General features: G+C 53.4%; 25 protein-coding genes. 24 read left to right on the forward strand and 1 reads right to left on the reverse strand.

Annotated features, from left to right (window positions below; genetic code table 11):
• Positions 1 to 12: 12 nt before the first annotated feature.
• Complete coding sequence (locus KNP84_RS07460; protein ID WP_021067186.1) at positions 13 to 984, reverse strand: asparaginase; 972 nt, start codon at positions 982 to 984, stop codon at positions 13 to 15.
• 107 nt (positions 985 to 1091) lie between these two features.
• On the opposite strand from KNP84_RS07460, the gene prsW reads away from it, so the two are divergent.
• From prsW to KNP84_RS07580, 24 genes are all read left to right on the forward strand, one after another.
• Entirely contained in the window at positions 1092 to 1748 is a 657-nt protein-coding gene (gene prsW, locus KNP84_RS07465; protein ID WP_021067187.1) for a glutamic-type intramembrane protease PrsW, read from the forward strand.
• Positions 1749 to 1767: 19 nt separating this feature from the next.
• Positions 1768 to 2433 (forward strand): flagellar brake protein, encoded by a 666-nt coding sequence (locus KNP84_RS07470; protein ID WP_029595669.1) that lies wholly within the window; start codon positions 1768 to 1770, stop codon positions 2431 to 2433.
• A 74-nt stretch (positions 2434 to 2507) separates the two neighbouring features.
• Positions 2508 to 3185: a (d)CMP kinase gene (cmk, locus tag KNP84_RS07475; protein WP_215114544.1), complete on the forward strand. Its 678-nt coding sequence runs from the start codon at positions 2508 to 2510 to the stop codon at positions 3183 to 3185.
• A complete protein-coding gene (locus tag KNP84_RS07480; RefSeq protein ID WP_084158430.1) occupies positions 3182 to 3805 on the forward strand; it encodes a lysophospholipid acyltransferase family protein in 624 nt (207 codons plus the stop codon). Before cmk ends, KNP84_RS07480 begins: the two co-directional genes overlap by 4 nt.
• A gap of 140 nt (positions 3806 to 3945) precedes the next feature.
• The gene (gene rpsA / locus KNP84_RS07485; protein ID WP_021067191.1) at positions 3946 to 5094 is read left to right on the forward strand and encodes a 30S ribosomal protein S1; all 1149 of its coding nucleotides are present in this window, start codon (positions 3946 to 3948) and stop codon (positions 5092 to 5094) included.
• A gap of 130 nt (positions 5095 to 5224) precedes the next feature.
• Positions 5225 to 6535 carry a ribosome biogenesis GTPase Der gene (gene der / locus KNP84_RS07490; RefSeq protein ID WP_021067192.1) on the forward strand — a complete coding sequence of 437 codons (1311 nt, stop codon included), beginning with the start codon at positions 5225 to 5227 and terminating at the stop codon, positions 6533 to 6535.
• A gap of 17 nt (positions 6536 to 6552) precedes the next feature.
• Entirely contained in the window at positions 6553 to 7596 is a 1044-nt protein-coding gene (locus KNP84_RS07495; RefSeq protein ID WP_021067193.1) for an NAD(P)H-dependent glycerol-3-phosphate dehydrogenase, read from the forward strand.
• Between the two features lie 101 nt (positions 7597 to 7697).
• Entirely contained in the window at positions 7698 to 7877 is a 180-nt protein-coding gene (locus KNP84_RS07500; RefSeq protein ID WP_251026112.1) for a DUF2768 family protein, read from the forward strand.
• A gap of 3 nt (positions 7878 to 7880) precedes the next feature.
• Entirely contained in the window at positions 7881 to 8591 is a 711-nt protein-coding gene (locus KNP84_RS07505; RefSeq protein WP_021067195.1) for a hypothetical protein, read from the forward strand.
• Positions 8592 to 8700: 109 nt separating this feature from the next.
• Positions 8701 to 8973: an HU family DNA-binding protein gene (locus tag KNP84_RS07510; protein WP_021067196.1), complete on the forward strand. Its 273-nt coding sequence runs from the start codon at positions 8701 to 8703 to the stop codon at positions 8971 to 8973.
• 127 nt (positions 8974 to 9100) lie between these two features.
• The gene (locus KNP84_RS07515) at positions 9101 to 9673 is read left to right on the forward strand and encodes a heptaprenyl diphosphate synthase component 1 (protein WP_021067197.1); all 573 of its coding nucleotides are present in this window, start codon (positions 9101 to 9103) and stop codon (positions 9671 to 9673) included.
• 20 nt (positions 9674 to 9693) lie between these two features.
• A complete protein-coding gene (locus tag KNP84_RS07520) occupies positions 9694 to 10395 on the forward strand; it encodes a demethylmenaquinone methyltransferase (protein WP_021067198.1) in 702 nt (233 codons plus the stop codon).
• 30 nt (positions 10396 to 10425) lie between these two features.
• Entirely contained in the window at positions 10426 to 11361 is a 936-nt protein-coding gene (locus KNP84_RS07525) for a polyprenyl synthetase family protein (protein ID WP_242686637.1), read from the forward strand.
• A 91-nt stretch (positions 11362 to 11452) separates the two neighbouring features.
• Positions 11453 to 11869 (forward strand): nucleoside-diphosphate kinase, encoded by a 417-nt coding sequence (ndk, locus tag KNP84_RS07530; protein WP_021067200.1) that lies wholly within the window; start codon positions 11453 to 11455, stop codon positions 11867 to 11869.
• Positions 11870 to 11986: 117 nt separating this feature from the next.
• Positions 11987 to 12766, forward strand: coding sequence for a CheR family methyltransferase (locus tag KNP84_RS07535; RefSeq protein ID WP_029595663.1), 780 nt, complete (start codon positions 11987 to 11989; stop codon positions 12764 to 12766).
• Between the two features lie 10 nt (positions 12767 to 12776).
• Complete coding sequence (gene aroC / locus KNP84_RS07540; protein ID WP_215114545.1) at positions 12777 to 13937, forward strand: chorismate synthase; 1161 nt, start codon at positions 12777 to 12779, stop codon at positions 13935 to 13937.
• Positions 13931 to 14977 (forward strand): 3-dehydroquinate synthase, encoded by a 1047-nt coding sequence (locus KNP84_RS07545; protein ID WP_215114546.1) that lies wholly within the window; start codon positions 13931 to 13933, stop codon positions 14975 to 14977. Before aroC ends, KNP84_RS07545 begins: the two co-directional genes overlap by 7 nt.
• Before the next feature lies 1 nt (position 14978).
• The gene (gene aroA, locus KNP84_RS07550) at positions 14979 to 16229 is read left to right on the forward strand and encodes a 3-phosphoshikimate 1-carboxyvinyltransferase (RefSeq protein WP_021067204.1); all 1251 of its coding nucleotides are present in this window, start codon (positions 14979 to 14981) and stop codon (positions 16227 to 16229) included.
• 36 nt (positions 16230 to 16265) lie between these two features.
• Complete coding sequence (locus KNP84_RS07555) at positions 16266 to 17537, forward strand: tetratricopeptide repeat protein (protein WP_021067205.1); 1272 nt, start codon at positions 16266 to 16268, stop codon at positions 17535 to 17537.
• Positions 17538 to 17561: 24 nt separating this feature from the next.
• Positions 17562 to 18095: a ReoY family proteolytic degradation factor gene (locus tag KNP84_RS07560; RefSeq protein WP_021067206.1), complete on the forward strand. Its 534-nt coding sequence runs from the start codon at positions 17562 to 17564 to the stop codon at positions 18093 to 18095.
• 165 nt (positions 18096 to 18260) lie between these two features.
• A complete protein-coding gene (locus KNP84_RS07565; RefSeq protein WP_021067207.1) occupies positions 18261 to 18701 on the forward strand; it encodes a DUF2487 family protein in 441 nt (146 codons plus the stop codon).
• Between the two features lie 110 nt (positions 18702 to 18811).
• A complete protein-coding gene (locus tag KNP84_RS07570) occupies positions 18812 to 19315 on the forward strand; it encodes a QcrA and Rieske domain-containing protein (RefSeq protein WP_021067208.1) in 504 nt (167 codons plus the stop codon).
• A gap of 15 nt (positions 19316 to 19330) precedes the next feature.
• Positions 19331 to 20002 (forward strand): menaquinol-cytochrome c reductase cytochrome b subunit, encoded by a 672-nt coding sequence (gene qcrB / locus KNP84_RS07575; RefSeq protein WP_021067209.1) that lies wholly within the window; start codon positions 19331 to 19333, stop codon positions 20000 to 20002.
• Positions 20003 to 20035: 33 nt separating this feature from the next.
• Positions 20036 to 20830, forward strand: a complete 795-nt coding sequence (locus KNP84_RS07580; RefSeq protein WP_021067210.1) for a menaquinol-cytochrome c reductase cytochrome b/c subunit — start codon at positions 20036 to 20038, stop codon at positions 20828 to 20830.
• Positions 20831 to 20848 lie beyond the last annotated feature (18 nt).

The raw sequence follows: 20848 nt of genomic DNA on the forward strand, positions 1-20848 counted from the left end.
CAAGTCGCCAACTCATTGTTGGAAACTAAAGCTGTGCTCCATGACCGCTTGCGACGACCCAGACTCGAGTTCGACGAGGAGACGCAGTCTCGCTTTTTGTGAGTTCAACCCGTTCGAGAAGATGATGCCCATCTCTTTGAGCTGCTGGCCACCGCCGACGTAGCCGTACACGTCTTGCACGATCCCGTTGAAGCAACGGCTGACGATGACGACCGGCATGCGTTCGACGAGCAGTTCGAGCGCCGGAACGATTGACGGCGGGACGTTACCTTGACCGAGCACCTCGAGGACGAGCCCGTCATAACCGAGCGCGAGTACCGCCTCAATCAAATCTGGGTCCATCCCGGCAACGACTTTCAGCACCGCGACCCGTTTCGTGATCGTCGAAATCATCTTCGGTTGCTTCGTCGTCGGCTGACTATAGATGAGGACATGGTCTTTCGTCACCATGCCGACGTTTCCGAAGTGGACCGATTTGAACGTGTCGACCGAGGACGTATGCGTCTTCGTGACGTTGAAGGCGGAATGAATCTCACCGTTGAAGACGACGAGCACGCCTTTGCCTCGCGCGACATCACTTTGGGCGACCCGAAGCGCCGTGATGAGATTGAATTCGCCGTCGGAGCCGACCTCGTTCGACGAGCGCATCGCCCCCGTCAAGACGATCGGAACCGGGGCGCCGAGCGTGATTTGTAAGAAATACGCCGTCTCTTCGAGCGTATCGGTCCCGTGGGTGATGACGACCCCGTCATATGTGTCTTGCGTCAACTGTTGATTGATGAATTGGGCGAGCTCGAGCATTTTTTCAGGCGTCATATGCGGTGACGGGATATTTGAAAAGTGCTTCGTCGTGATGTTGGCGATATCCGTCGCTTTCGGCAACGTCGCATCAATTGGATTGACCTCGCTCGGCATGACATGTCCCGACCCCGATTGGGACATGGCGATTGTGCCGCCGGTGTGGATGAGTAATAAATGATTCATAACAGACCTCCAACTTTTTTGTTCGTTTCTTCCAATTTCTAGGCGTGACCTACTTTTTCTTTCCTCTATTTCAGTGTATGCTTAACGTGAGAAAGGAGAGATGCATCATGATTGCAATCGCCTTGTCTGCGGTTGCGCCAGGGTTCGCCCTTCTTTCCTACTTCTATCTCCGGCATGAACTAGAAGCGGAACCGCTCGGCTATGTGATCCGGTCGTTCGTCGCCGGGGCCATTCTCGTCTTTCCGATCATGTTCGTCCAGTATGCGTTCGTGGAAGAAGGGGTGCTCGTGGGCCCGTTTTGGAAGGCGTTCGTGGCCACCGCGCTATTAGAAGAGTTTTTTAAGTGGTTCATGATTTATTATACAATATACATACATAAAGTCTTTGATGATTACTACGACGGGATTCTCTATGCGGTCGCCTGTTCACTCGGCTTTGCCACGTTAGAGAATTTTCTATATTTATGGGTGTACGACTCAATCGAAATCGCGATCTGGCGCGCCGTGCTGCCGGTGAGCGGCCACGCGCTGTTCGCCGTCGTCATGGGGTTTTGTCTCGGCCGGGCCAAACATTCCAACCACGAGCGGTTTTGGTTGTTCACCGCCGTCATGGCGGCCACGCTGTTGCATGGGATGTTCGACTATATCTTGCTCGTCGAACCGATGAACAAAGTTCCGGCTGTCGTCTATATCGTCGTCTTATGGATGGTCGCCTTATTGCTCGTCCGTACCGCCAATCGTTCCAATCATCGCCAATATAAATAGAATAAAGGGGAATCGTTTCATGTTAAAAGTAGGTCAAGAGTTACGGGTGGAAGTCGAAGGGAGAAAAGAAGGAAAGACGAAGATCGCAGCCATTAACGATCAAGTCGTCTGGATCGAGTCCCCGAGTGAAACGGATACGTTAAAGACGTTCTTCTTGCACGAAGACGAATCGATGCGTGTTTATTTCTTTAAAGGAGAAGAGCAACTGTACGCCTTTGATACCGTCGTGTCGAGACGCGTGAGCGATGCGCAGTTGACGCTTCGCTATGCGTTCCCAGTGCCGGATGAGAAGAAAATCAAACGAGTCCAGCGCCGTGAATATTTACGGGTGCCAGAGATGATTCACGTGACCGTGTCTGCGGAAGACGGCCAAGCGTTCCCATCGTTCGAGTCGACATCACTCGACGTCTCGGCCGGGGGAATGCGCATCATCGCCAATCGAGCCCCGGTCGCTGTCGACGAGGCGATGATCGTCTCGTTCCATATCAATGACGACCGAGGTATTCCGCAAACGTTCCGCGTCAAGAGCCGCCTCGTCCGCATCCATGAACAGACGGCCAAACAAGAGTTGTCGCTTTGCTTTGAAGAGTTATCACACCGGGACCAGGAGACGATTTTACGTTATTGCTTCCGAGCCCAGCTCGAAGCGAGAAAACGGACCGGCTCCGTATTTTCTTCACGCTAAAAAACTGGTATGATGTTCTCGGAACAAATGACCGAGAGGAGGCGGGTATCGGGATGAGCCGATACCCAATTTTTATGAATAAACCATTACAAATTGCATTAGATGGACCGGCTGGGGCCGGCAAGAGCACGATCGCGAAAACGCTCGCTAAAAAACTAGGGTACGTCTATATCGATACGGGTGCGATTTATCGCGCCGTCACGTATCGCGCGCTTCAAGACGGCGTCGGTCTCGAAGACGGTCCGATGCTCGCCGAGATGATCGACAAGATGGATTTACGTCTCGTCCCGTCGGAAAACGGTCAACGCGTGTACGATGGCACGGAAGAAGTGACCGATGTCATCCGGACGAGCGAAGTGACGAACAACGTCAGCTTCGTCGCACGCCAGCCGGAAGTAAGGGATGCCCTTATGGATTTACAGCGTGACCTCGCCAGTAAAGGCGGAATCGTCATGGACGGCCGCGATATCGGCACGCACGTCTTACCAGGCGCCGACTTGAAAGTGTTCATGACGGCGACGGTCGAAGAACGGGCCCGCCGCCGCCACGAAGAGAACGTATCGAAAGGATTGCCGAGCGACCTCGAACAATTACAGCTCGAGATCGCCTTGCGCGACAAACGCGATTCCGAGCGTGAGGTCGCCCCGCTTCGTCAGGCCGACGATGCGCATTATCTCGATACGACCGAGCTGTCGATTGACGGCGTCGTCGAGGCGATCGAGCACTTGATGAAGCAGGTGATTGAACGATGAAACCGCTCAACAATGGACCGTTCGGCATGTATCGTCTTGCGGTAGGTGTCGTCAATATCATCCGCAGATTGAGCTTCCGCGTCGAGTATATTGGGCGCGAAAACGTCCCGCTCGACGGTTCGATGATCGTCTGTTCGAACCATCAATCGAACTGGGACCCGGTCATGCTCGCCGGGGCGATGCCGAAACAGCGCCAGCTTCGTTTCTTCGCGAAAAAAGAGTTGTTCGACGTGCCGGTATTGAAACACATTTTGAATCGGGCTGGACAGATTCCTGTGTCACGCGGGGAAGGAGACCGACAAGCACTCCGAGTCGTCTTGCAAAAATTGAAGGAAGACGAGGTCATCTCGATTTTCCCGGAAGGAACGCGGTCAAAAGACGGTACGCTCGGCAAAGCCCAAGCCGGCGTCGGGTTCTTCGCGCTCCGTTCGGACGCGTCGGTACTCCCGGTGGCGATTATCGGGACGTATAAGTTCCGCTCGAAGCTGAAGGTCGTCATTGGCCAACCGATCGACATGAGCGGCTTGAAAGCGGACAAGGCGAGCGCCCAAATCGCGGCCGACTTGATTATGACGACAATCGGTGACTTGTACATGCAGCATTCACGGAACGTTCGTTAATTTCAGGTTTAATCTCGCGCTAGGAGAGGAACTAACCTGATAACACCTTGACAAATCTTTCGAATTATAAGAAGTTTATACTAGGTGTAAGCGCCTTAGGGCGCTCCTTTTTGTACTCATCGTGAGGGGGTAGTGTTGGAATGGTCGAAGAAATGAAAGATATGCCTGATTTTGAAATCAATCGAGGTCAAATTGTGACCGGTACTGTCGTCAAAATCGAGGACAAGCAAGCGTTGATCGATATCGGTTATAAAACCGAGGCAATTTTACCAATCAGCGAAGTATCAAGCATGCATTTAGACGATTTAAACGAATCACTCCATGTTAACGACGAAATCCGTGTCAAAGTGAAAAAGGTCACGGACGAAGAGGTGGTCGTTTCGAAGAAAGACGTTGATGCCGAGGCAGCTTGGGATCAAATCGTCGAGAAATTCGAATCCGGCGAAGTATTCGAAGTCATGGTAAAAGACAAGGTCAAAGGTGGACTTGTCGTTGACATCGGTATCCGTGGATTTATCCCGGCTTCGCTCGTAGAGAACCATTTCGTCGAAGACTTCTCATCCTACTTGAATAAACCAATTACGGTTAAAGTCGTCGAGATTGACCGCGAGAAAAATCGCGTCATCTTGTCGCATAAAGCGGTTGCCGAAGCGGAAATGAGCGCCAAGAAAGCGGAGACGCTCGAATCGCTTGAAGTCGGTCAAATCATCGAAGGGACGGTTCAACGTCTCACAGATTTCGGTGCGTTTGTCGATATCGGCGGTGTCGATGGCCTCGTCCACATTTCGGAAATGGCGCATAGCCGGGTTGAGAAACCGAGCGATGTTGTGACTGAAGGAGATAAAGTCAAAGTGAAAGTGCTTGGACTTGACCTCGACAACGAGAAAGTGAAGTTGTCGATTAAAGAGACGCAGCCTGGACCGTGGGAATCGGTAGAAGGTAAAATTCAGCCAGGTGACGTGATTGAAGGGAAAGTCAAACGTCTCGTCACGTTCGGTGCGTTCGTCGAAGTCGCACCACAAGTTGAAGGTTTGCTCCATATCTCGCAAATTGCGAACCGACACATCGCGACACCATCTGAAGTCTTGTCAGAAGGCCAAGAAGTAACCGTCAAAGTACTCGACGTCCATCTTGACGAGAAGAAAATCTCGTTGTCGATGCGTGCGCTCGAGTCGAGCGATTCATCACGTGGCGACGCGGATCAATCGTTGCTTGACGAGTATAGCGACCAAGGAGGTTTCTCTGTCTCTGAATTGACAGGTGACGAAGCCTCGGACGATTCTAAATAAGACGATCGTTCAAGCGGGAGCCAGACTCCCGCTTCTTTTTGTATGGTCACAGAAATTCGCCTGTGATATGATAGTACAGTTGCAATTAGAAACGATAGACTTATTGAATGAAAGTTAGAGAGGTGTTTATATGGGAATTCCAGCAGTGGCCATCGTAGGCCGCCCGAATATTGGGAAATCCACGATTTTTAACCGGATTATCGGAGATCGCGTGTCGATCGTCGATGATAAGCCCGGTGTAACACGCGACCGCATTTATGGGACGGGTGAGTGGTTGAACCGTAAGTTTCATTTAATCGACACAGGCGGAATCGAGGTCGGTGATGAGCCGCTCCTCGTGCAAATGCGGCATCAGGCCGAGCTTGCGATCGATGAGGCGGACGTCATCGTCTTCATGGTGAACGGACGCGAAGGCATTACAGCAGCAGACGAAGAAGTGGCGAACTTGTTGTTCCGTTCGAACAAACCGGTCGTCCTCGCCGTCAACAAAGTCGACAACTTCGAGATGCGCGAACTCATGTATGAGTTCTATTCACTCGGATTCGGCGATCCGTTCCCGATTTCAGGGACGCACGGTCTTGGTCTCGGGGACTTGCTCGACAAAGTGCTCGACATGGCTCCAGACAAAGACGACTATGAGTACAATGAAGAAGTCATCCAGTTCTCGCTCATCGGACGTCCGAACGTTGGGAAATCGAGCTTGACGAACGCGATTCTCGGTGAAGAACGCGTCATCGTCTCGGACATCGCGGGGACGACTCGTGATGCCATCGATACACCGTTCACACGGGATGGGCAAGAATACGTCATCATCGATACGGCAGGGATGCGCAAGCGTGGGAAAGTGTATGAATCTACCGAGCGCTACAGCGTCATGCGTGCCCAAAAAGCGATTGAACGCTCGAACGTCGTTCTCGTCGTCATCGACGGTGAAGAAGGCATCATCGAGCAAGACAAACGTGTTGCCGGACTCGCCCACGAAGCGGGGAAAGCCATCGTTCTCGTCGTCAACAAATGGGACGCCGTCGACAAAGACGATAAAACGATGAAGAAAATGGAAGAGAAGATTCGTAAAGAATTCTTGTTCCTTGACTACGCACCGATTGTCTTCTTGTCGGCGCTCACGTCGAAACGATTGCAGACGCTTCTGCCGGTCGTCAAAGAAGTGGCTGATTCACATCGTCGTCGCATCTCGACGAGCGTCTTGAACGACGTCATCGTCGACGCAGTCGCGATGAACCCGACACCGACGGACAAAGGACAACGACTCAAGATCAACTACGCGACGCAAGTGGCCATCGAGCCGCCGACGTTCGTGTTGTTCGTCAACGATCCAGAGTTGCTTCACTTCTCATACAAACGTTATCTAGATAACCAGATTCGCCGCGCATTTGACTTTACTGGTACACCGATTCATATCGTGGCTCGTCAGAAAAACTAGTAATGGGGGTGCCTCCTATGGCAAAAGTAGCTGTCATCGGCGCAGGGAGCTGGGGAACGGCGATATCGCTCGTCCTCGCTGACAACGGACATGATGTTCTACTATATGGACGTGAGGAAGATCACGTTCATGAAATCAACACGGCCCACACGAACGCGACCTATTTGAAAGACGCACCGTTGCCGACTTCGATTCGGGCGACGACAGACTTGGCGGAAGCGGTCAAAGATCGTTCCATCGTATTCCTCGTCGTCCCGAGTTCGGCGATTCGTCCGGTGTCGCGTGAGTTGAACGCGCTCCTTACGAAACCGGCGGTCATCGTGCATGCCGCCAAAGGAATCGAACCGAAGACGCATAAACGTCTGTCGGAGATTATCGCCGAAGAAATCGACCCGTCGAAACGTCGGGCCATCGGTGTCTTGACGGGACCGACGCATGCCGAGGAAGTGGCCGTCCGTAAATTGACGACCATCACAATCGCTTGCGAGGACTTGGACGTGGCCGATGAGATTCAAGAGTTGCTCACGAACGATCAGTTCCGGGTCTATTTGAATTCGGACGTCATCGGGGCGGAGTACGGCGGTGCGCTCAAGAACATCATCGCGCTTGCCGCAGGAATGACGGATGGGCTCGGCTATGGCGATAACGCCAAAGCGGCCCTCATGACACGCGGGATCGTCGAGATCGCCCGGCTCGGGGTCAAACTCGGTGCCAACCCGGCGTCGTTCTCCGGCTTGACGGGAATCGGCGATTTGATTGTCACGGCCACGTCTCAGCATAGCCGTAACTGGCGTGCCGGGAACGCGATCGGTCGCGGCGAGAAGCTCGAGGATGTGCTCGGTCAAATGGGCATGGTCGTGGAGGGGGTGCGTGCCTGTGAGGCGGCGCATACGCTCGCTCGGGAAGCCGGTGTCGAGATGCCGATCACAGAGGCCCTCTACAACGTGTTATTCGAAGGTAAGAGCCCACATGATGAAGTACAAAAGTTAATGAGACGCCCGCAGAAGCATGAAATGGAAGAAGTGTTCCATTTCGAAGGCGACGTAGAGCAAAGGGACTGACGTTTTCGTTCAGTTCCTTTGTTTTTTTTGCTACACTAATGTACGGAGATAGATTTAAAGAGAAAGTCGAGGGGATAGACGTGACACCGTCACTGATCAAGATGTGGATTTCATTTGCGGGTATCGGGGCGTTTGCCATCGCCGCGCTCATGGTGGCAGTCAGCCATACGAAACTAACGGGATGGTTCGCGGCGCTCGTCCGCGTCATCGCATTCGTCATATTTTTATTTGGGACGATCATCATGATTTATGTGGTCGCTTCAGGACCGACAGGAGGATAAGACGTGAAACGGATTTTTTTGGTCGCGAGTCTATTGGCGGCGACCGTGCTCAGTGGATGTATGTTCCCGGATTCGAACCGGGTCGATAACGTCCCGTATGAAGACCAACTGAAGTCGGTACAGACGGCCGTCGACTCGTTCAAGGAGACGACCGGGGTGTTGCCGATTAAAACAAGGCCGGCCGAGACGCCACTCATGGAACGTTATCCGATCGAGTTCGCCCGGCTCGTCCCTGGTTATTTAGCCGACCCGCCGGCGAACAGCTTCGAAGGAGGCGGTCTGTTCTTGTACGTCCTCGTGGACGCCGAGACGGAGCCGAAGGTCAAACTCATTGATTTACGTGTGTCAGAAAGCTTGCAACAGTTACAGACGAATATTAACGCGTTCCGGGCCAAAGAAGGCAAGTTCCCGTTTGACGGGTCGCTCGGAAAGAATCAATTCACGATTGATTATGATCTCGTCTTCGTCTCTGAAGAGCCAAGTATCCCGAGTCCGTACACGGAAAACGAGTTGCCGATCTATGTCGACGGGACCGGACAATTATTTGTCGACTACCGTGCCGACCTGGAGGCCGCCCTCGAGAACACGGATGTAGAGCCAAAAGTCGGTGAGGACATTCGGTATTTGCTCTATAATGACTCCCCATTCGCTCCGGCTTATTCGCAAGGGTACACGATTAATGAACAAGGTGAAGTCGAGTTTTTAAACAACTGATCGACTGAGCGGGTCGAATATAGGCCGATTGCTTAAAAAATGTTGTCATATCAACGTTTGTACGATATGATTAATCCCGTAAACTCTCAGTGAGAGGAGGTGAATCGTGATGAACAAAACTGAATTGATCCAAGCAGTTGCGGAGAAAGCAAATGTTTCGAAAAAAGAAGCTACACAAGTTGTAGAAGCTACTTTCGAATCTATCACTGAAGCACTCCAAAACGGTGATAAAATTCAATTGATCGGTTTTGGTACTTTTGAAGTTCGTGAGCGCGCTGCCCGTAAAGGTCGCAACCCACGTACGAAAGAAGATATCGAAATCCCGGCAAGCAAAGTTCCTGCCTTCAAAGCAGGTAAAGCGCTTAAAGATGCGGTCAAATAATGGGCAATACATAAGTCGCCGAAAGGCGGCTTTTTTTGTGTCGGAAAGCGAGTTCACATGGCGTGAATGTGACAAAAATGTGCTATACTATGTCAGAATGACAACGAAGAGGACGAGGGGGGATAGCATGGAACAGATGACATACGAAACCGTTGTCACCGACCTTGCTCGTCAAATCGAAGAACGCATGAACCATCCGTATTTGACGAGACACGAGATTGTACCCGTAGTCGACATGCCTTTACTTCGTTGGATGGTCGAGATGATTGAAATCGAATCGAATCAACAACGTCAGCTCGTGCTTGCGACGTATTTTGCACATCAAGCACTTGAACTGCACGATCAAGTAAAGGATTGCCCGAACGGCTCGCTCGAGCGGCAACTCAAAGTGCTCGCCGGCGATTTCGCCTCGGCTCAATTTTATAAAATATTGGCACTGTTTCCTGCCGACTATAGCAATCGCTTCGGTCGGTCGGTCCAGCTTGTCAATGGGGCGAAATGTACGCTCGCGCTTGATGCGGACGTATCCGTCACGACTTGGATGGAAGCGAACTTCGGATTGATTAAAACGTTTTCTGAGGTGATAGGTCGGTCCTACTTGACCACATACGGAAAAACGATCATCGAACGAAAGGCGACAGTACTGCGCCAAGATCAACGAGAACAGCTAACGACGCTCCTGGCGCACGCTGTCGCTTAGAACGGAAAGGATGTTACGTATTGCAACCGAAAGAAAAAGAGCAAAAAGTATATGACGTGTTTCAATCAATCTCACCGAGCTACGATACGATGAACTCGATCATCAGTTTCCGTTTGCATAAATGGTGGCGCAAAGCGACGATGCGTCGCATGCAAGTGTTCCCGGGCGCAAAATGTCTTGACGTCTGCTGCGGGACGGCCGACTGGACGATTCAACTCGCCGAGGCGGCTGGTAATACCGGTGTCGTCAAAGGTCTTGATTTTTCCGAGAATATGCTCGCGGTCGGCCAAGAGAAAGTGGCCGATTATCCGACGATCGAACTCATCCATGGTAACGCGATGGCATTGCCGTTCGGGGATCACTCATTCGACTACGTGACGATCGGCTTCGGCCTTCGCAACGTACCGGATTACATGACGGTGCTCCGTGAACTGCACCGGGTCTTGAAACCGGGCGGGACGGTCGTCTGTCTCGAGACGAGCCAACCGACAGCACCGCTGTTCAGCGAACTGTATCGCTTCTATTTCGGCTCGGTCATGCCGTTATTCGGAAAAGTGTTCGCCGGCTCATACGATCAATACAAATGGCTCCAAGAGTCGACCGACCAATTCCCGGACCGGTTGACGCTAAAACGCATGTTCGAGACGGCAGGCTTCGAACAAGTCGAAGTGAAGGCGTTCTCCGGCGGTGCGTGTGCCATGCACCTAGGAAAGAAGTGGTGACCGATGTCTTTGAAGCGACTTTATCGCCACATGAACCGAGAGATTGAGCAGATCGATCGCTTCTTGTCGACGCGGGTCCATACGGATCACCCGGTCATCGAGGCGGCCTCGAAGCAACTGCTTGATGCGGGCGGGAAGCGGATCCGTCCGGCGTTCGTATTGCTGAGCGCTGGTTTCGGGCAAGCGAAAGACATCCGCTTGACGAAAGTGGCGGCGAGTCTTGAACTGATTCATATGGCCTCTCTTGTCCATGATGACGTCATCGATGACGCCACACTTCGCCGGGGCAAACCGACCGTCATGGAACGTTACGATGAGCAGGTCGCGATGTATACAGGGAATACGTTGTTCGGCGAAGCGATTCGACTCGTCTCTGAGGTCGACTCGCCGCGCGTGATGGAAATCATGGCAGACACGATGGAACTGATTTGTATCGGTGAAATCAATCAGATCCAAGACCAATACGACTGGGGCCAGTCCCCGAAACGATATCTCGATCGTATTGCCCGAAAGACGGCACTCTTGATTGAGACGAGTTGTGCGGCCGGGGCCGTCGTCTCAGGGGCGTCACCCGAAGTCGTCAAACAGCTGCGGCTGTTCGGCTATGACATCGGGATGGCGTTCCAAATGACGGATGATTTGCTCGATTTCACCGCGAAAAGTTTTCAGCTTGGAAAGCCGGTCGGAGAAGATTTGAAGCACGGCCATAAAACGTTGCCGCTCTTCTATTCAGCGGAAGACCCTGAATTCTTTGGTCGGTTGCAGCAAGTCAACCAGTCGTCCGATTACGCGACGACCCATACGCTCGTTCGTGAAGTGCAGCGCAACGGGACGCTCGAGCGAAGCCAACGAACAATCGACCGGTACGTGAACCGGGCGATTCAACGTCTCGATGGCTTGCCGGACGTACCGGACAAGCGCTCGCTCATTGAAATCGCCGAGTATATCGGGAAACGAAAATGGTAACAACCACCTTGTAAACCCTTTCAATAATCAAGATGACCGTGTAAACTAATAAAGTACATGGTACACATATTGATTTAGGGGGATTAGGGGAATGGAAAAAACATTTTTAATGGTAAAACCGGATGGAGTGAAACGCGGTCTGATTGGGGAAATCATCTCGCGCTTCGAAACGAAAGGATATACGTTGAACCGTCTTGAGCTATTGACGCCATCGGTTGAAGTCGCACAATCGCATTATGCGGAACATAAGGAAAAGCCGTTCTTTGGAGAACTTGTCGAATTCTTAACGTCTGGTCCTGTTGTAGCGATGGAGTGGGAAGGCGAAAATATCGTCGCCGTCTCTCGATTGATGATCGGGAAGACGAACCCGTTAGACGCACAACCTGGAACAATTCGTGGCGATTTGGCCTCGACGATGTCACAAAACGTCATCCATGGTTCAGATAGCGTGGAGAGCGCAGAGCGTGAATTGTCACTCTGGTTCGCCACTGAAGCATCACACGTTTGATGACGATAAAAGGGACGGGGGCCTCCTGTCCCTTTTTATATTGGGATTAAAGCGCTTTCGCTTGTTTTGGCACGACATGATCTAGGAGAAGAGAAAGAATTGAGGTTGGAACTGGTGATAAATGATTATGCCATCTTCGTAAAAAAGTTTTATATGAAGTCGGGGATTGACTTAAACCTATACAAAGAAGCCCAGATGAAGCGACGTATGATTGCACTTCGCGAGAAGAAAGGGTATGCCACGTTTATCGAATACTTCAAAGCGATGGAGTCGGACCGGGGCTTATACGATGAATTTTTAGATCGCATGACCATCAACGTGAGTGAATTTTACCGGAACCCGGTCCGTTGGCAGCAACTAGAGACGGACATTTTGCCGGAACTCATCCGTAAGAGCCAGGGCAAGTTGCGCGTCTGGAGCGCGGCGTGCTCGACGGGTGAAGAACCGTATTCGTTGGCGATGCTGTTATCGAAACATTTGTCACCCGCCCAGTTCACAATCACGGCGACGGACCTAGATGACGTGGTGATCGAAAAAGCGAAACAAGGCAAGTATCATGAGCGGGCGCTCGTCGACTTGCCATCAGAGTTTCGGCAGCGTTACTTCACCCGCCGTGGAGACGACTATTACATCACAGAGGACATCAAAAAATTAGTAACGTTCAAAAAACATAATCTGCTGGCCGACGTGTATGAACGGAATTTTGATTTAATCGTCTGTCGGAACGTCTTGATTTATTTCACCGAGGAAGCGAAAGAGAAAGTTTATACATCGTTCCACCGATCGCTCCGACCAGGCGGTGTCCTCTTCGTCGGAGGGACCGAGCAGATCTTTCAACCGAAGCGATACGGCTACAAGATGAAGCAGAGCTTCTTCTACGAAAAATTTGAAGAATGAGGTGGCAGCTATGCGTTATTTGACGGCAGGAGAATCGCACGGGCCTGGACTTTCAATCATCATCGAGGGTGTACCGGCCGGGCTTGAGGTCGATGTGCAAGCCATCAATGCGGAACTCGCGAAACGGCAGTCCGGCTACGGCCGCGGCCGCCGCATGCAAATTGAATCAGACCGAATCGAGGTGAGGGCCGGCATTCGTCACGGGGTGACGACAGGGGCCCCTATTTCGTTCTGGATCGAGAACAAGGACCATACTCATTGGCGGAACGTCATGCAGGCCGAACCGGTCGATGCGGACGTGGAAATCAAACGCCGCGTCGTCCGCCCGCGACCAGGACATGCGGACCTCGTCGGCGGCTTGAAATACGATCATCGTGACCTGCGAGACGTCCTTGAACGCTCGAGCGCACGTGAGACGGCCGCTCGGGTCGCCGTCGGCGCACTCAGCAAACAACTGCTCGCTGCTGTCGGGATGTCGCTCGTCAGCTATGTCAAAGTGATTGGCGGGGTCGAGGCCGATGCTTCATACGAGTCGCTCGACATATTGCGCGCCACGATCGAGGCGTCACCGGTCCGGACGATGGATGAGACGGCAGGCCAGGCGATGATGCATCGAATCGATGAGGCGAAAGCCGCCGGTGACTCGCTCGGAGGTGTCGTCTGTACGGAAGTGCATGGTGTCATCCCGGGGCTCGGATCGTACGTCCAATATGACCGGAAACTCGATGCGGCGATCGCTCGCGCCGTCATGAGTGTCAACGCCATCAAAGGCGTCGCGTTCGGTGATGGTTTCGAGATGGCGTATCGACCAGGGTCGGAAGTGATGGACCCGATCGCTTATGGTCCCGACGGCTATACACGCCTGAGCAATCATCTCGGCGGTTTCGAAGGTGGGATGACGACCGGGATGCCGATTGTCTGTACCGCTGTGATGAAACCGATTCCGACGCTCTACAAGCCGCTCCAATCCGTCGATATCGATACGAAACAACCGTTCCTCGCCCAAATCGAGCGAAGTGACGCCTGTGCCGTCCCGGCCGCCTCACTCGTCGTCGAGGCCGTCGTCGCGTTTGAAATCGCCCGTGAGTTATGCGAGACGTTCGGACATGACACGGTCGGACGCATCCAAGCGCGCGTCGACGCGTACCGCGAGGAGATTCGCACGTGGTGACGATTCACGTGAACGCCTCGACTCCATACGACGTCACAATTGAACGAGGGGACGCCTGGCTCGACCGCGTCCCTTACTTCTCGTGCTCGACCGTGTGGGTCATCACGGACGAGACGGTAGATCGCCTGCACGGGAAGGCGTTTCGGACTCGTCTCGAGGCAAGCGCGCGTCCAATCGTCTGGTCGGTCGTCCGTCCGGGCGACGCATCGAAATCGCTCGCGACGATTGAACGTCTCGTCGCGGACGGGTTGACGTCTGGCTGTGACCGGGACACGCTCGTCGTCGCCTTTGGCGGCGGCATGATTGGCGACTTGGCCGGCTTTTTGGCGAGTGTTTATATGCGCGGCCTGCATTACATACAAGTGCCGACGACAGTTCTCGCCCACGATTCAGCCGTCGGCGGAAAAGTCGCGGTCAACCATCCGCTCGCCAAAAACGCGATCGGTGCCTTTTATCAGCCAGCGGGCGTCCACTATAACGTCGACCGCCTCGAGACGTTGACGGACCGTGACGTACTGAGTGGGCTCGGCGAGTTAATTAAACATGCCTACTTGTCACGATACGTCCTCGGGCACTCGTTCGAGACCGAGCTGTTCACCGCCTTGGCGCAAGGACCGCTCGATTGGGAGGCGTGGCTCGCGCGTGGGATTGAAGTGAAACGACAGGTCGTCGAGACCGATGAGCGGGAACACGGCGTAAGGGCATGGCTGAACTTTGGTCATACGTTCGGCCATGCGTTGGAGTCGGTCGAGGCGTACCGATTAGCGCACGGGGAGGCCATCCTATACGGAATGGTGTACGCCTTCCTCGTCGCCGGAGACGTCTCACGCGCGGAAACGCTCGCCGGATTCATGAAGCAACAAGCAATCACGCCGGTCGTCTGGCAGCCATTCGAGGCGTATCTCGAGATGATGCGCCACGATAAAAAGAATCGAACTGGACAGATTCGCTTCGTCTTGCTCGGTGAAGAAGTGACCGTGACGAGCGTCACGACCGAGCGGCTCGTCGAAGCGTACAATCAGTTGAAAGGGTGGTTTTAAGATGGGATTGAACGGATTGATACGCGTACCGAGCGATAAGTCGATCACGCACCGGGCGTTATTGCTCGGGGCCGTGGCGCACGGACAGACGACGGTGTACGACCCGCTCCTCGGTGAGGATTGCCGGTCGACGCTCGAGGCGATCCGTCGTTTGGGCGCACAAGTCGATGAACAAGCGGAACGACTCGTCATCACTGGCAGCCCGTCGCTCACGTCGGCGGAACTCGATTGCGGGAACTCCGGCACGACGATGCGTCTCTTGACGGGACTGCTTGCAGGCTACGACGGGACGTTCACGCTCACCGGCGACGCCTCGCTGTCGAAGAGGCCGATGCGACGCGTCACTGCACCGTTGCGCGCCATGGGAGCCGACCTTGCAGGTGACGTCGCTCCGCTCCACATCCGCGGGCGGGCGTTGACGGGCATCGATTACACGTTGCCTGTCGCGAGCGCGCAAGTGAAATCGGCCATCTTATTGGCTGGACTCCGTGCGGACAGCCCGACGATCGTGCGCGAGCCGGTCTTGTCGAGGGATCATACCGAACGCATGCTGCCGCTGTTCAACGGGCAGATTGACATCACCTCGGAAGAGGGGGTTCGGACGATTCGGCTGTCGCCGTCCGTCCTGGAAGGCGCGACGGTGGCCGTACCGGCTGATCCGTCCTCGGCCGCCTTTTGGTGGGCCGGGGCCGCGCTCGTCCCGGATAGTCGCGTCACGACGACCGACGTCTGTTTGAACGAGACACGGATTGGCTTTTTGCGCACGCTCGAACGGATGGGGGCGCACGTTGACGTGACGAACGTCCGCGCACTCGGAGAAGAATCGGTCGGGGACGTCACCGTGTCGACGAGCACGCTCCACGGCATCCGGTTGGACGGGACCGCCATCCCGCATCAAATCGACGAGTTGCCATTATTCGCCCTCGTCGCGTCGCAGGCATCGAGCCCCTCGTCGGTCCGGGATGCGGGGGAGCTTCGCGTGAAAGAGACGGACCGGATTCAGACGGTCGCGAGCGAATTGAAGGCGCTCGGTGTCGACCTTCGCGAGACGGATGACGGCTTTGACGTCTATCCGAGCCGTTTGCACGGGGGACACGTCTCCTCGCACGGAGATCATCGCTTGGCGATGATGCTCCAAATTGCGGACTTATTGACGACGGAACATGTGACGATTGACGACGTCGAGGCAGCGGACGTGAGTTACCCGCGCTTCCGTGACGATTTACAACGACTCGGTCGTGAGATAGAATAACGTCAATACGAGTAGCCGCTAGGAGGAATTTTGACGATGTTAGACGAAACAGAATTAAACCATATCATTGAGATGCTTGAAAAAGGTGAGACGGAGCATGCCCTCATGCATCTCGAATCGCTCGAGAAGGAAGGGTCGGACGAGGACCGGTTGGCCATCGCCGATCTCTACCTCGAACTCGGCCTCGCCGATCGGGCCGTCAAGTTGCTCGCGGCGCTATATGTCGATTATGCGGGCAACCCGCACGTCGCCTTGTCGCTCGCCGAGGCCTACTTGGACAGTGACCGGGAAGAAGAGGCGATTGCCGTCCTCGAGAAAATCGATACGACGGACAAGGAAGCGCATATGCGCAGTCTCGTCCTCCTCGCCGATTTATATCAATCACAAGGCTTAGACGAGGTCGCCGTCAAGAAACTGATGGAGGCGCTCGAGACGAATCCGGACGAACCGCTCCTCATCTACGGATTGGCCGAGTTGTACGCGTCGATCGGCTCGTTCGAACAGGCGGTCCCGCTGTACGCGCGTCTGCCGCACTTGCGCTTGCCGGAAGAACTCGATTATCAGGCCGATTACGCGGAGGCGCTCACGATGATCGGCTCTTTCGAAGAGGCACTCGATGAGTATGAGAAGGCGGAAGACCGCAACTTGAACACGATTTTCGGTCACGCCATGACGGCCCACCGCATCGGCCGTGACGAAATTGCCGTCAAACAGTTTGAGTCGCTTCGCTCGATGGACCCCGACTTCACGTCGCTCTATCTGCCTTACACGGAAGCGCTCGACGAACTCGGCCGCTTCGATGAGGCGCTCGAGGTGATTGGCCAAGGGATTGACCGCGACGACTATAACGATGAGTTGCGCACGGTAAAAGCGAAACTGTTCTTGAAACAAGGTCGGACAGATGAGGCGGTCACGGAATTGCGCGAGGCTCTCGCGTTGAATCCGGAGTCGCTTCAGGCGACTGAGCTGCTCTTATCGGTCTTGTTCGAAGGTGGGGACATGGAGGCCGTCCTCGAGACGATCGATGCGCTCGAGGAACATTCGACTTCCCCGCTCATGACATGGTACAAGGCGAAAGCGGCCTATGAACTTGAAGACTATGATACGGCCGTCACGTTATACCGGTCGATCGAGCAAGTTTATAAAGAGGACGTGTCATTTGCGATTGAATGGGCTACACTATTGATAGAAGAAGGACAGCGTGACCAAGCGCAACGAGTGCTCGAGCAAACGCTTGCGCTCACTGTCGATGTCGATGACCGCCAAGCACTTGAAGAGCGGCTCGAACGGTTGACGGATCACGATTAAACGATATAAAGGAGATGGGGTCATATGGTCGAGCGGAAAAGAACATTTTTAAAGCGATTCCTCGCTCATCATACGCTTCGTAAACGAGAAGCCAAGTGGATTATCGACTACTGGCTCAGACATCCAGAAAAACTCGGGAACGTTCATTTCGTCACGAACGCCTCGGTCTCACCGCGCAGTCTGATCATGACGGCGTATGGATTTGACGGCGAACCGTTCCGTTACCGTCGGGGTGACCTCATCACGGTCAATCCCGAGAAGGCGTATCACGACATCCGGCTCCACGACGGCGCCATCTACGTGGAGTTGAACTTTCAAGGCATGATGATTGATGAGCTGTGGATTGATATCGTGGAATTGAATCCGTTCGAACCCGTCGCCGAAGTGAAAGACGAAGTGACGACGTCGGCCCAGACGGTCATTCGGGCCTCGGTTGCCCAGTTCGAGGAGGAGCGTCTGCTCGTCGAAATCGATAAGGCACTCGACCGACGGGACGAGAAATTGTTCCGCAACTTGACGAGCCAGCTCCATCAAGTCCGAGCCTCAAAATTATTTTAATAAAAACAAGCGCTTCCGTTATGGTAAGCGCTTGTTTTTTGGTATATTAATGACGTAGGAATACACAATAATTTCACATTTCGTTCATAAGTTTCGCAGAGGGAACGATTGTAGGTACGCTACAATGAACATAATGATGTATGTCTAATGGAGAGGAGGAGGAAGATGAGGTTCGATGGTCTAGACGCGATGAAGTCGCTCTCAGAACGCCAATACGTCGATACGCTCGTCGTCCCGCTCGTCGAACTGGCGTTTGATGAGGACATGGTGCGCAAAGCCGAAGGAAACGAAGTCATCCAGGCGGTGGCACTTGAAACCGAGCGCCAATTGTCCGGCCGGACGATGCTAAGCCCGACAATCAGTTATGTCGACGCGGAGGCAGGGCGTGCGCTCGCCGAACAAGTTACTGTTCAGGCGACGGCATCGGGGTTTACCCACGTGTTGTTCATCTCCTCGGATTTGCGTTTCAAGGGCTCTGAACTGCCGATTATTTTCGTTCCGCCGCTTGCGTTGAAAGGCATGTCCGGCGAGCAGTCGCACACGATGGTTCAAAATTTTGCGACGCAAGTCATTACCGATCTTTCGAGCCGTTGGATGGCGACATGAAGCGGTTGACGTGGAGGTTTTATTGATATACTATTTTGTTGAGTGAGAAATTTTTGTGAAGAATGCATAAAGAATTATGGGGTTATGCACACGAATGAGGGGGGAACGAAATGGCTCAAAATGGGTCAAAAGTCACACGCCGTCAGTTCTTAACGTATACGTTGACTGGTGTAGGTGGCTTTATGGCGGCAACATTGATCAGTCCGATGGTCAACTTTGCGATCGATCCGGTCTTAAAAAAATCGGGAGCGGGCGATAAAGTAAAAGTCATCAGTCTTGATGACATCACGACTGAGCCGCAACGTGTCGACTTTAAGAAACAAACGCAAGATGCTTGGTATGAATTTGAAGAAACGCTTTCGGCGTGGGTATTTAAAGATGAGAGCGGCGAAATCATCGCCTTGTCTCCAATTTGTACGCACCTCGGCTGCCAAGTAGGATATGGTGGAGACCCGACTCGACCGACAGAATTCTTCTGCCCGTGTCACTTCGGTCGCTATGAGAAAGATGGAACGAACATTCCTGGTACGCCTCCGACTGCACCACTTGCACGCTACGAAAAAGAAGAAAAAGACGGCTTCCTATACTTGGGCAGTCCAGTCGCACAGTTGTGAGAGGGGGAATAGTCGATGTTACAAAAAATTTATGATTGGGTCGATGAACGCGTCGACATCACGCCGTTATGGCGCGACATCGCTGACCATGAAGTTCCAGAACACGTCAACCCTGCCCATCACTTTTCAGCATTTGTTTATTGCTTCGGCGGTCTGACGTTCTTCACGATCGTGATTCAAATTCTGTCAGGGATGTTCTTGACGATGTACTATGTACCAGACATCATCAACGCGCACGCGTCGGTGTACTATCTTCAAAACGAGATCGCGCACGGACAAATCGTTCGTGGGATGCACCACTGGGGCGCATCGGTTGCGATCGTCATGTTGTTCTTACATACGCTCCGCGTATTCTTTACCGGGTCGTATAAGAAACCTCGCGAACTCAACTGGGTCGTCGGTGTTCTCTTGTTCTTCGTCGTCTTGGCGCTCGGTCTTACAGGGTACTTGTTGCCGTGGGATATGAAAGCGTTGTTCGCGACGAAAGTTACACTTCAAATTGCCGAGAGTGTCCCGGTCATTGGTGGTATCGCCAAAACGCTTCTCGCCGGTGGCGAGATCGTCGGCGCACGGACGCTCACGAACTTCTTCGCCATTCACGTCTTCTTCTTACCGGCGGCCTTGTTCGGACTCCTCGGAGCCCACTTCTTGATGATTCGTAAGCAAGGGATCTCAGGACCGCTATAAGCCGATTCGAAGACAAAAAGGAGGAGAAACGATATGCATCGCGGTAAAGGGATGAAATTTGTAACCGACTCTCGAGTAGGAATCTCGAATCGGAAACAAAATATTGCTAAAGACTATTCAGAGTATCCAGGACGCACGGAAGCGTTCTGGCCGAACTTCTTGTTGAAAGAGTGGATGGTCGGTTCGGTCTTCTTGATCGGATTCATCGCCTTGACGATTGTCGAGGCCCCACCGCTCCAAAACATCGCCGATCCAACGAACACGTCATACATTCCGCTTCCGGACTGGTATTTCTTGTTCTTGTATCAATTGCTCAAGTATCAGTTCGCAGCAGGGGATTGGATCTTGCTTGGAACGGTCATCTTGCCAGGGGTCGCTTTCACGGCGCTCTTGATCGCACCATGGCTTGACCAAGGACTCGAACGCCGTCCGGCGAAACGTCCGGTCGCCATTAGCTTCATGTTGCTCGGCGTGTTGTCGATTTTCTACTTGACGTGGGAATCGGTTCAAACGACGCACTGGGATCAAGTTCATGAACAAGGGATCTTGGAAGTTCCGGGCGAGGGCCCTGAAATCGATACGGCCGCACCTGGCTATGAGATTTACTCGGCTCAGTCTTGTGTGAACTGTCACGGTCAGAACCTCGAAGGCGGGGCAGCAGCTCCTGCACTCGTCGGCACACAGTATACGGCCGAAGAGATCGCGGATATCGCGGTCAACGGTGTCGGTACGATGCCAGCCGGTCAATGGGATGGTTCGGATGAAGATCTCCAAGCCATGTCTGAATTCATCGCTTCATACGGTGAAGGCGGCGAAAACAACCAATAATCGATTGGTTCAAGAAGC

Source organism: Exiguobacterium sp. s70 (genome assembly GCF_018618315.1).
GTDB lineage: Bacteria > Bacillota > Bacilli > Exiguobacteriales > Exiguobacteriaceae > Exiguobacterium > Exiguobacterium chiriqhucha.

Coding starts and splice junctions, on each gene's coding strand:
- rpsA (WP_021067191.1), top strand. CDS start 3,946: ATGGTCGAAGAAATGAAAGATATGCCTGATTTTGAAATCAATCGAGGT.
- KNP84_RS07480 (WP_084158430.1), top strand. CDS start 3,182: ATGAAACCGCTCAACAATGGACCGTTCGGCATGTATCGTCTTGCGGTA.
- prsW (WP_021067187.1), top strand. CDS start 1,092: ATGATTGCAATCGCCTTGTCTGCGGTTGCGCCAGGGTTCGCCCTTCTT.
- KNP84_RS07565 (WP_021067207.1), top strand. CDS start 18,261: ATGAGGTTCGATGGTCTAGACGCGATGAAGTCGCTCTCAGAACGCCAA.
- KNP84_RS07570 (WP_021067208.1), top strand. CDS start 18,812: ATGGCTCAAAATGGGTCAAAAGTCACACGCCGTCAGTTCTTAACGTAT.
- KNP84_RS07560 (WP_021067206.1), top strand. CDS start 17,562: ATGGTCGAGCGGAAAAGAACATTTTTAAAGCGATTCCTCGCTCATCAT.
- KNP84_RS07555 (WP_021067205.1), top strand. CDS start 16,266: ATGTTAGACGAAACAGAATTAAACCATATCATTGAGATGCTTGAAAAA.
- qcrB (WP_021067209.1), top strand. CDS start 19,331: ATGTTACAAAAAATTTATGATTGGGTCGATGAACGCGTCGACATCACG.
- KNP84_RS07525 (WP_242686637.1), top strand. CDS start 10,426: ATGAACCGAGAGATTGAGCAGATCGATCGCTTCTTGTCGACGCGGGTC.
- KNP84_RS07470 (WP_029595669.1), top strand. CDS start 1,768: ATGTTAAAAGTAGGTCAAGAGTTACGGGTGGAAGTCGAAGGGAGAAAA.
- aroC (WP_215114545.1), top strand. CDS start 12,777: ATGCGTTATTTGACGGCAGGAGAATCGCACGGGCCTGGACTTTCAATC.
- der (WP_021067192.1), top strand. CDS start 5,225: ATGGGAATTCCAGCAGTGGCCATCGTAGGCCGCCCGAATATTGGGAAA.
- KNP84_RS07515 (WP_021067197.1), top strand. CDS start 9,101: ATGGAACAGATGACATACGAAACCGTTGTCACCGACCTTGCTCGTCAA.
- KNP84_RS07500 (WP_251026112.1), top strand. CDS start 7,698: ATGTGGATTTCATTTGCGGGTATCGGGGCGTTTGCCATCGCCGCGCTC.
- KNP84_RS07460 (WP_021067186.1), bottom strand. CDS start 984: ATGAATCATTTATTACTCATCCACACCGGCGGCACAATCGCCATGTCC.
- aroA (WP_021067204.1), top strand. CDS start 14,979: ATGGGATTGAACGGATTGATACGCGTACCGAGCGATAAGTCGATCACG.
- KNP84_RS07510 (WP_021067196.1), top strand. CDS start 8,701: ATGAACAAAACTGAATTGATCCAAGCAGTTGCGGAGAAAGCAAATGTT.
- KNP84_RS07495 (WP_021067193.1), top strand. CDS start 6,553: ATGGCAAAAGTAGCTGTCATCGGCGCAGGGAGCTGGGGAACGGCGATA.
- ndk (WP_021067200.1), top strand. CDS start 11,453: ATGGAAAAAACATTTTTAATGGTAAAACCGGATGGAGTGAAACGCGGT.
- KNP84_RS07580 (WP_021067210.1), top strand. CDS start 20,036: ATGCATCGCGGTAAAGGGATGAAATTTGTAACCGACTCTCGAGTAGGA.
- cmk (WP_215114544.1), top strand. CDS start 2,508: ATGAATAAACCATTACAAATTGCATTAGATGGACCGGCTGGGGCCGGC.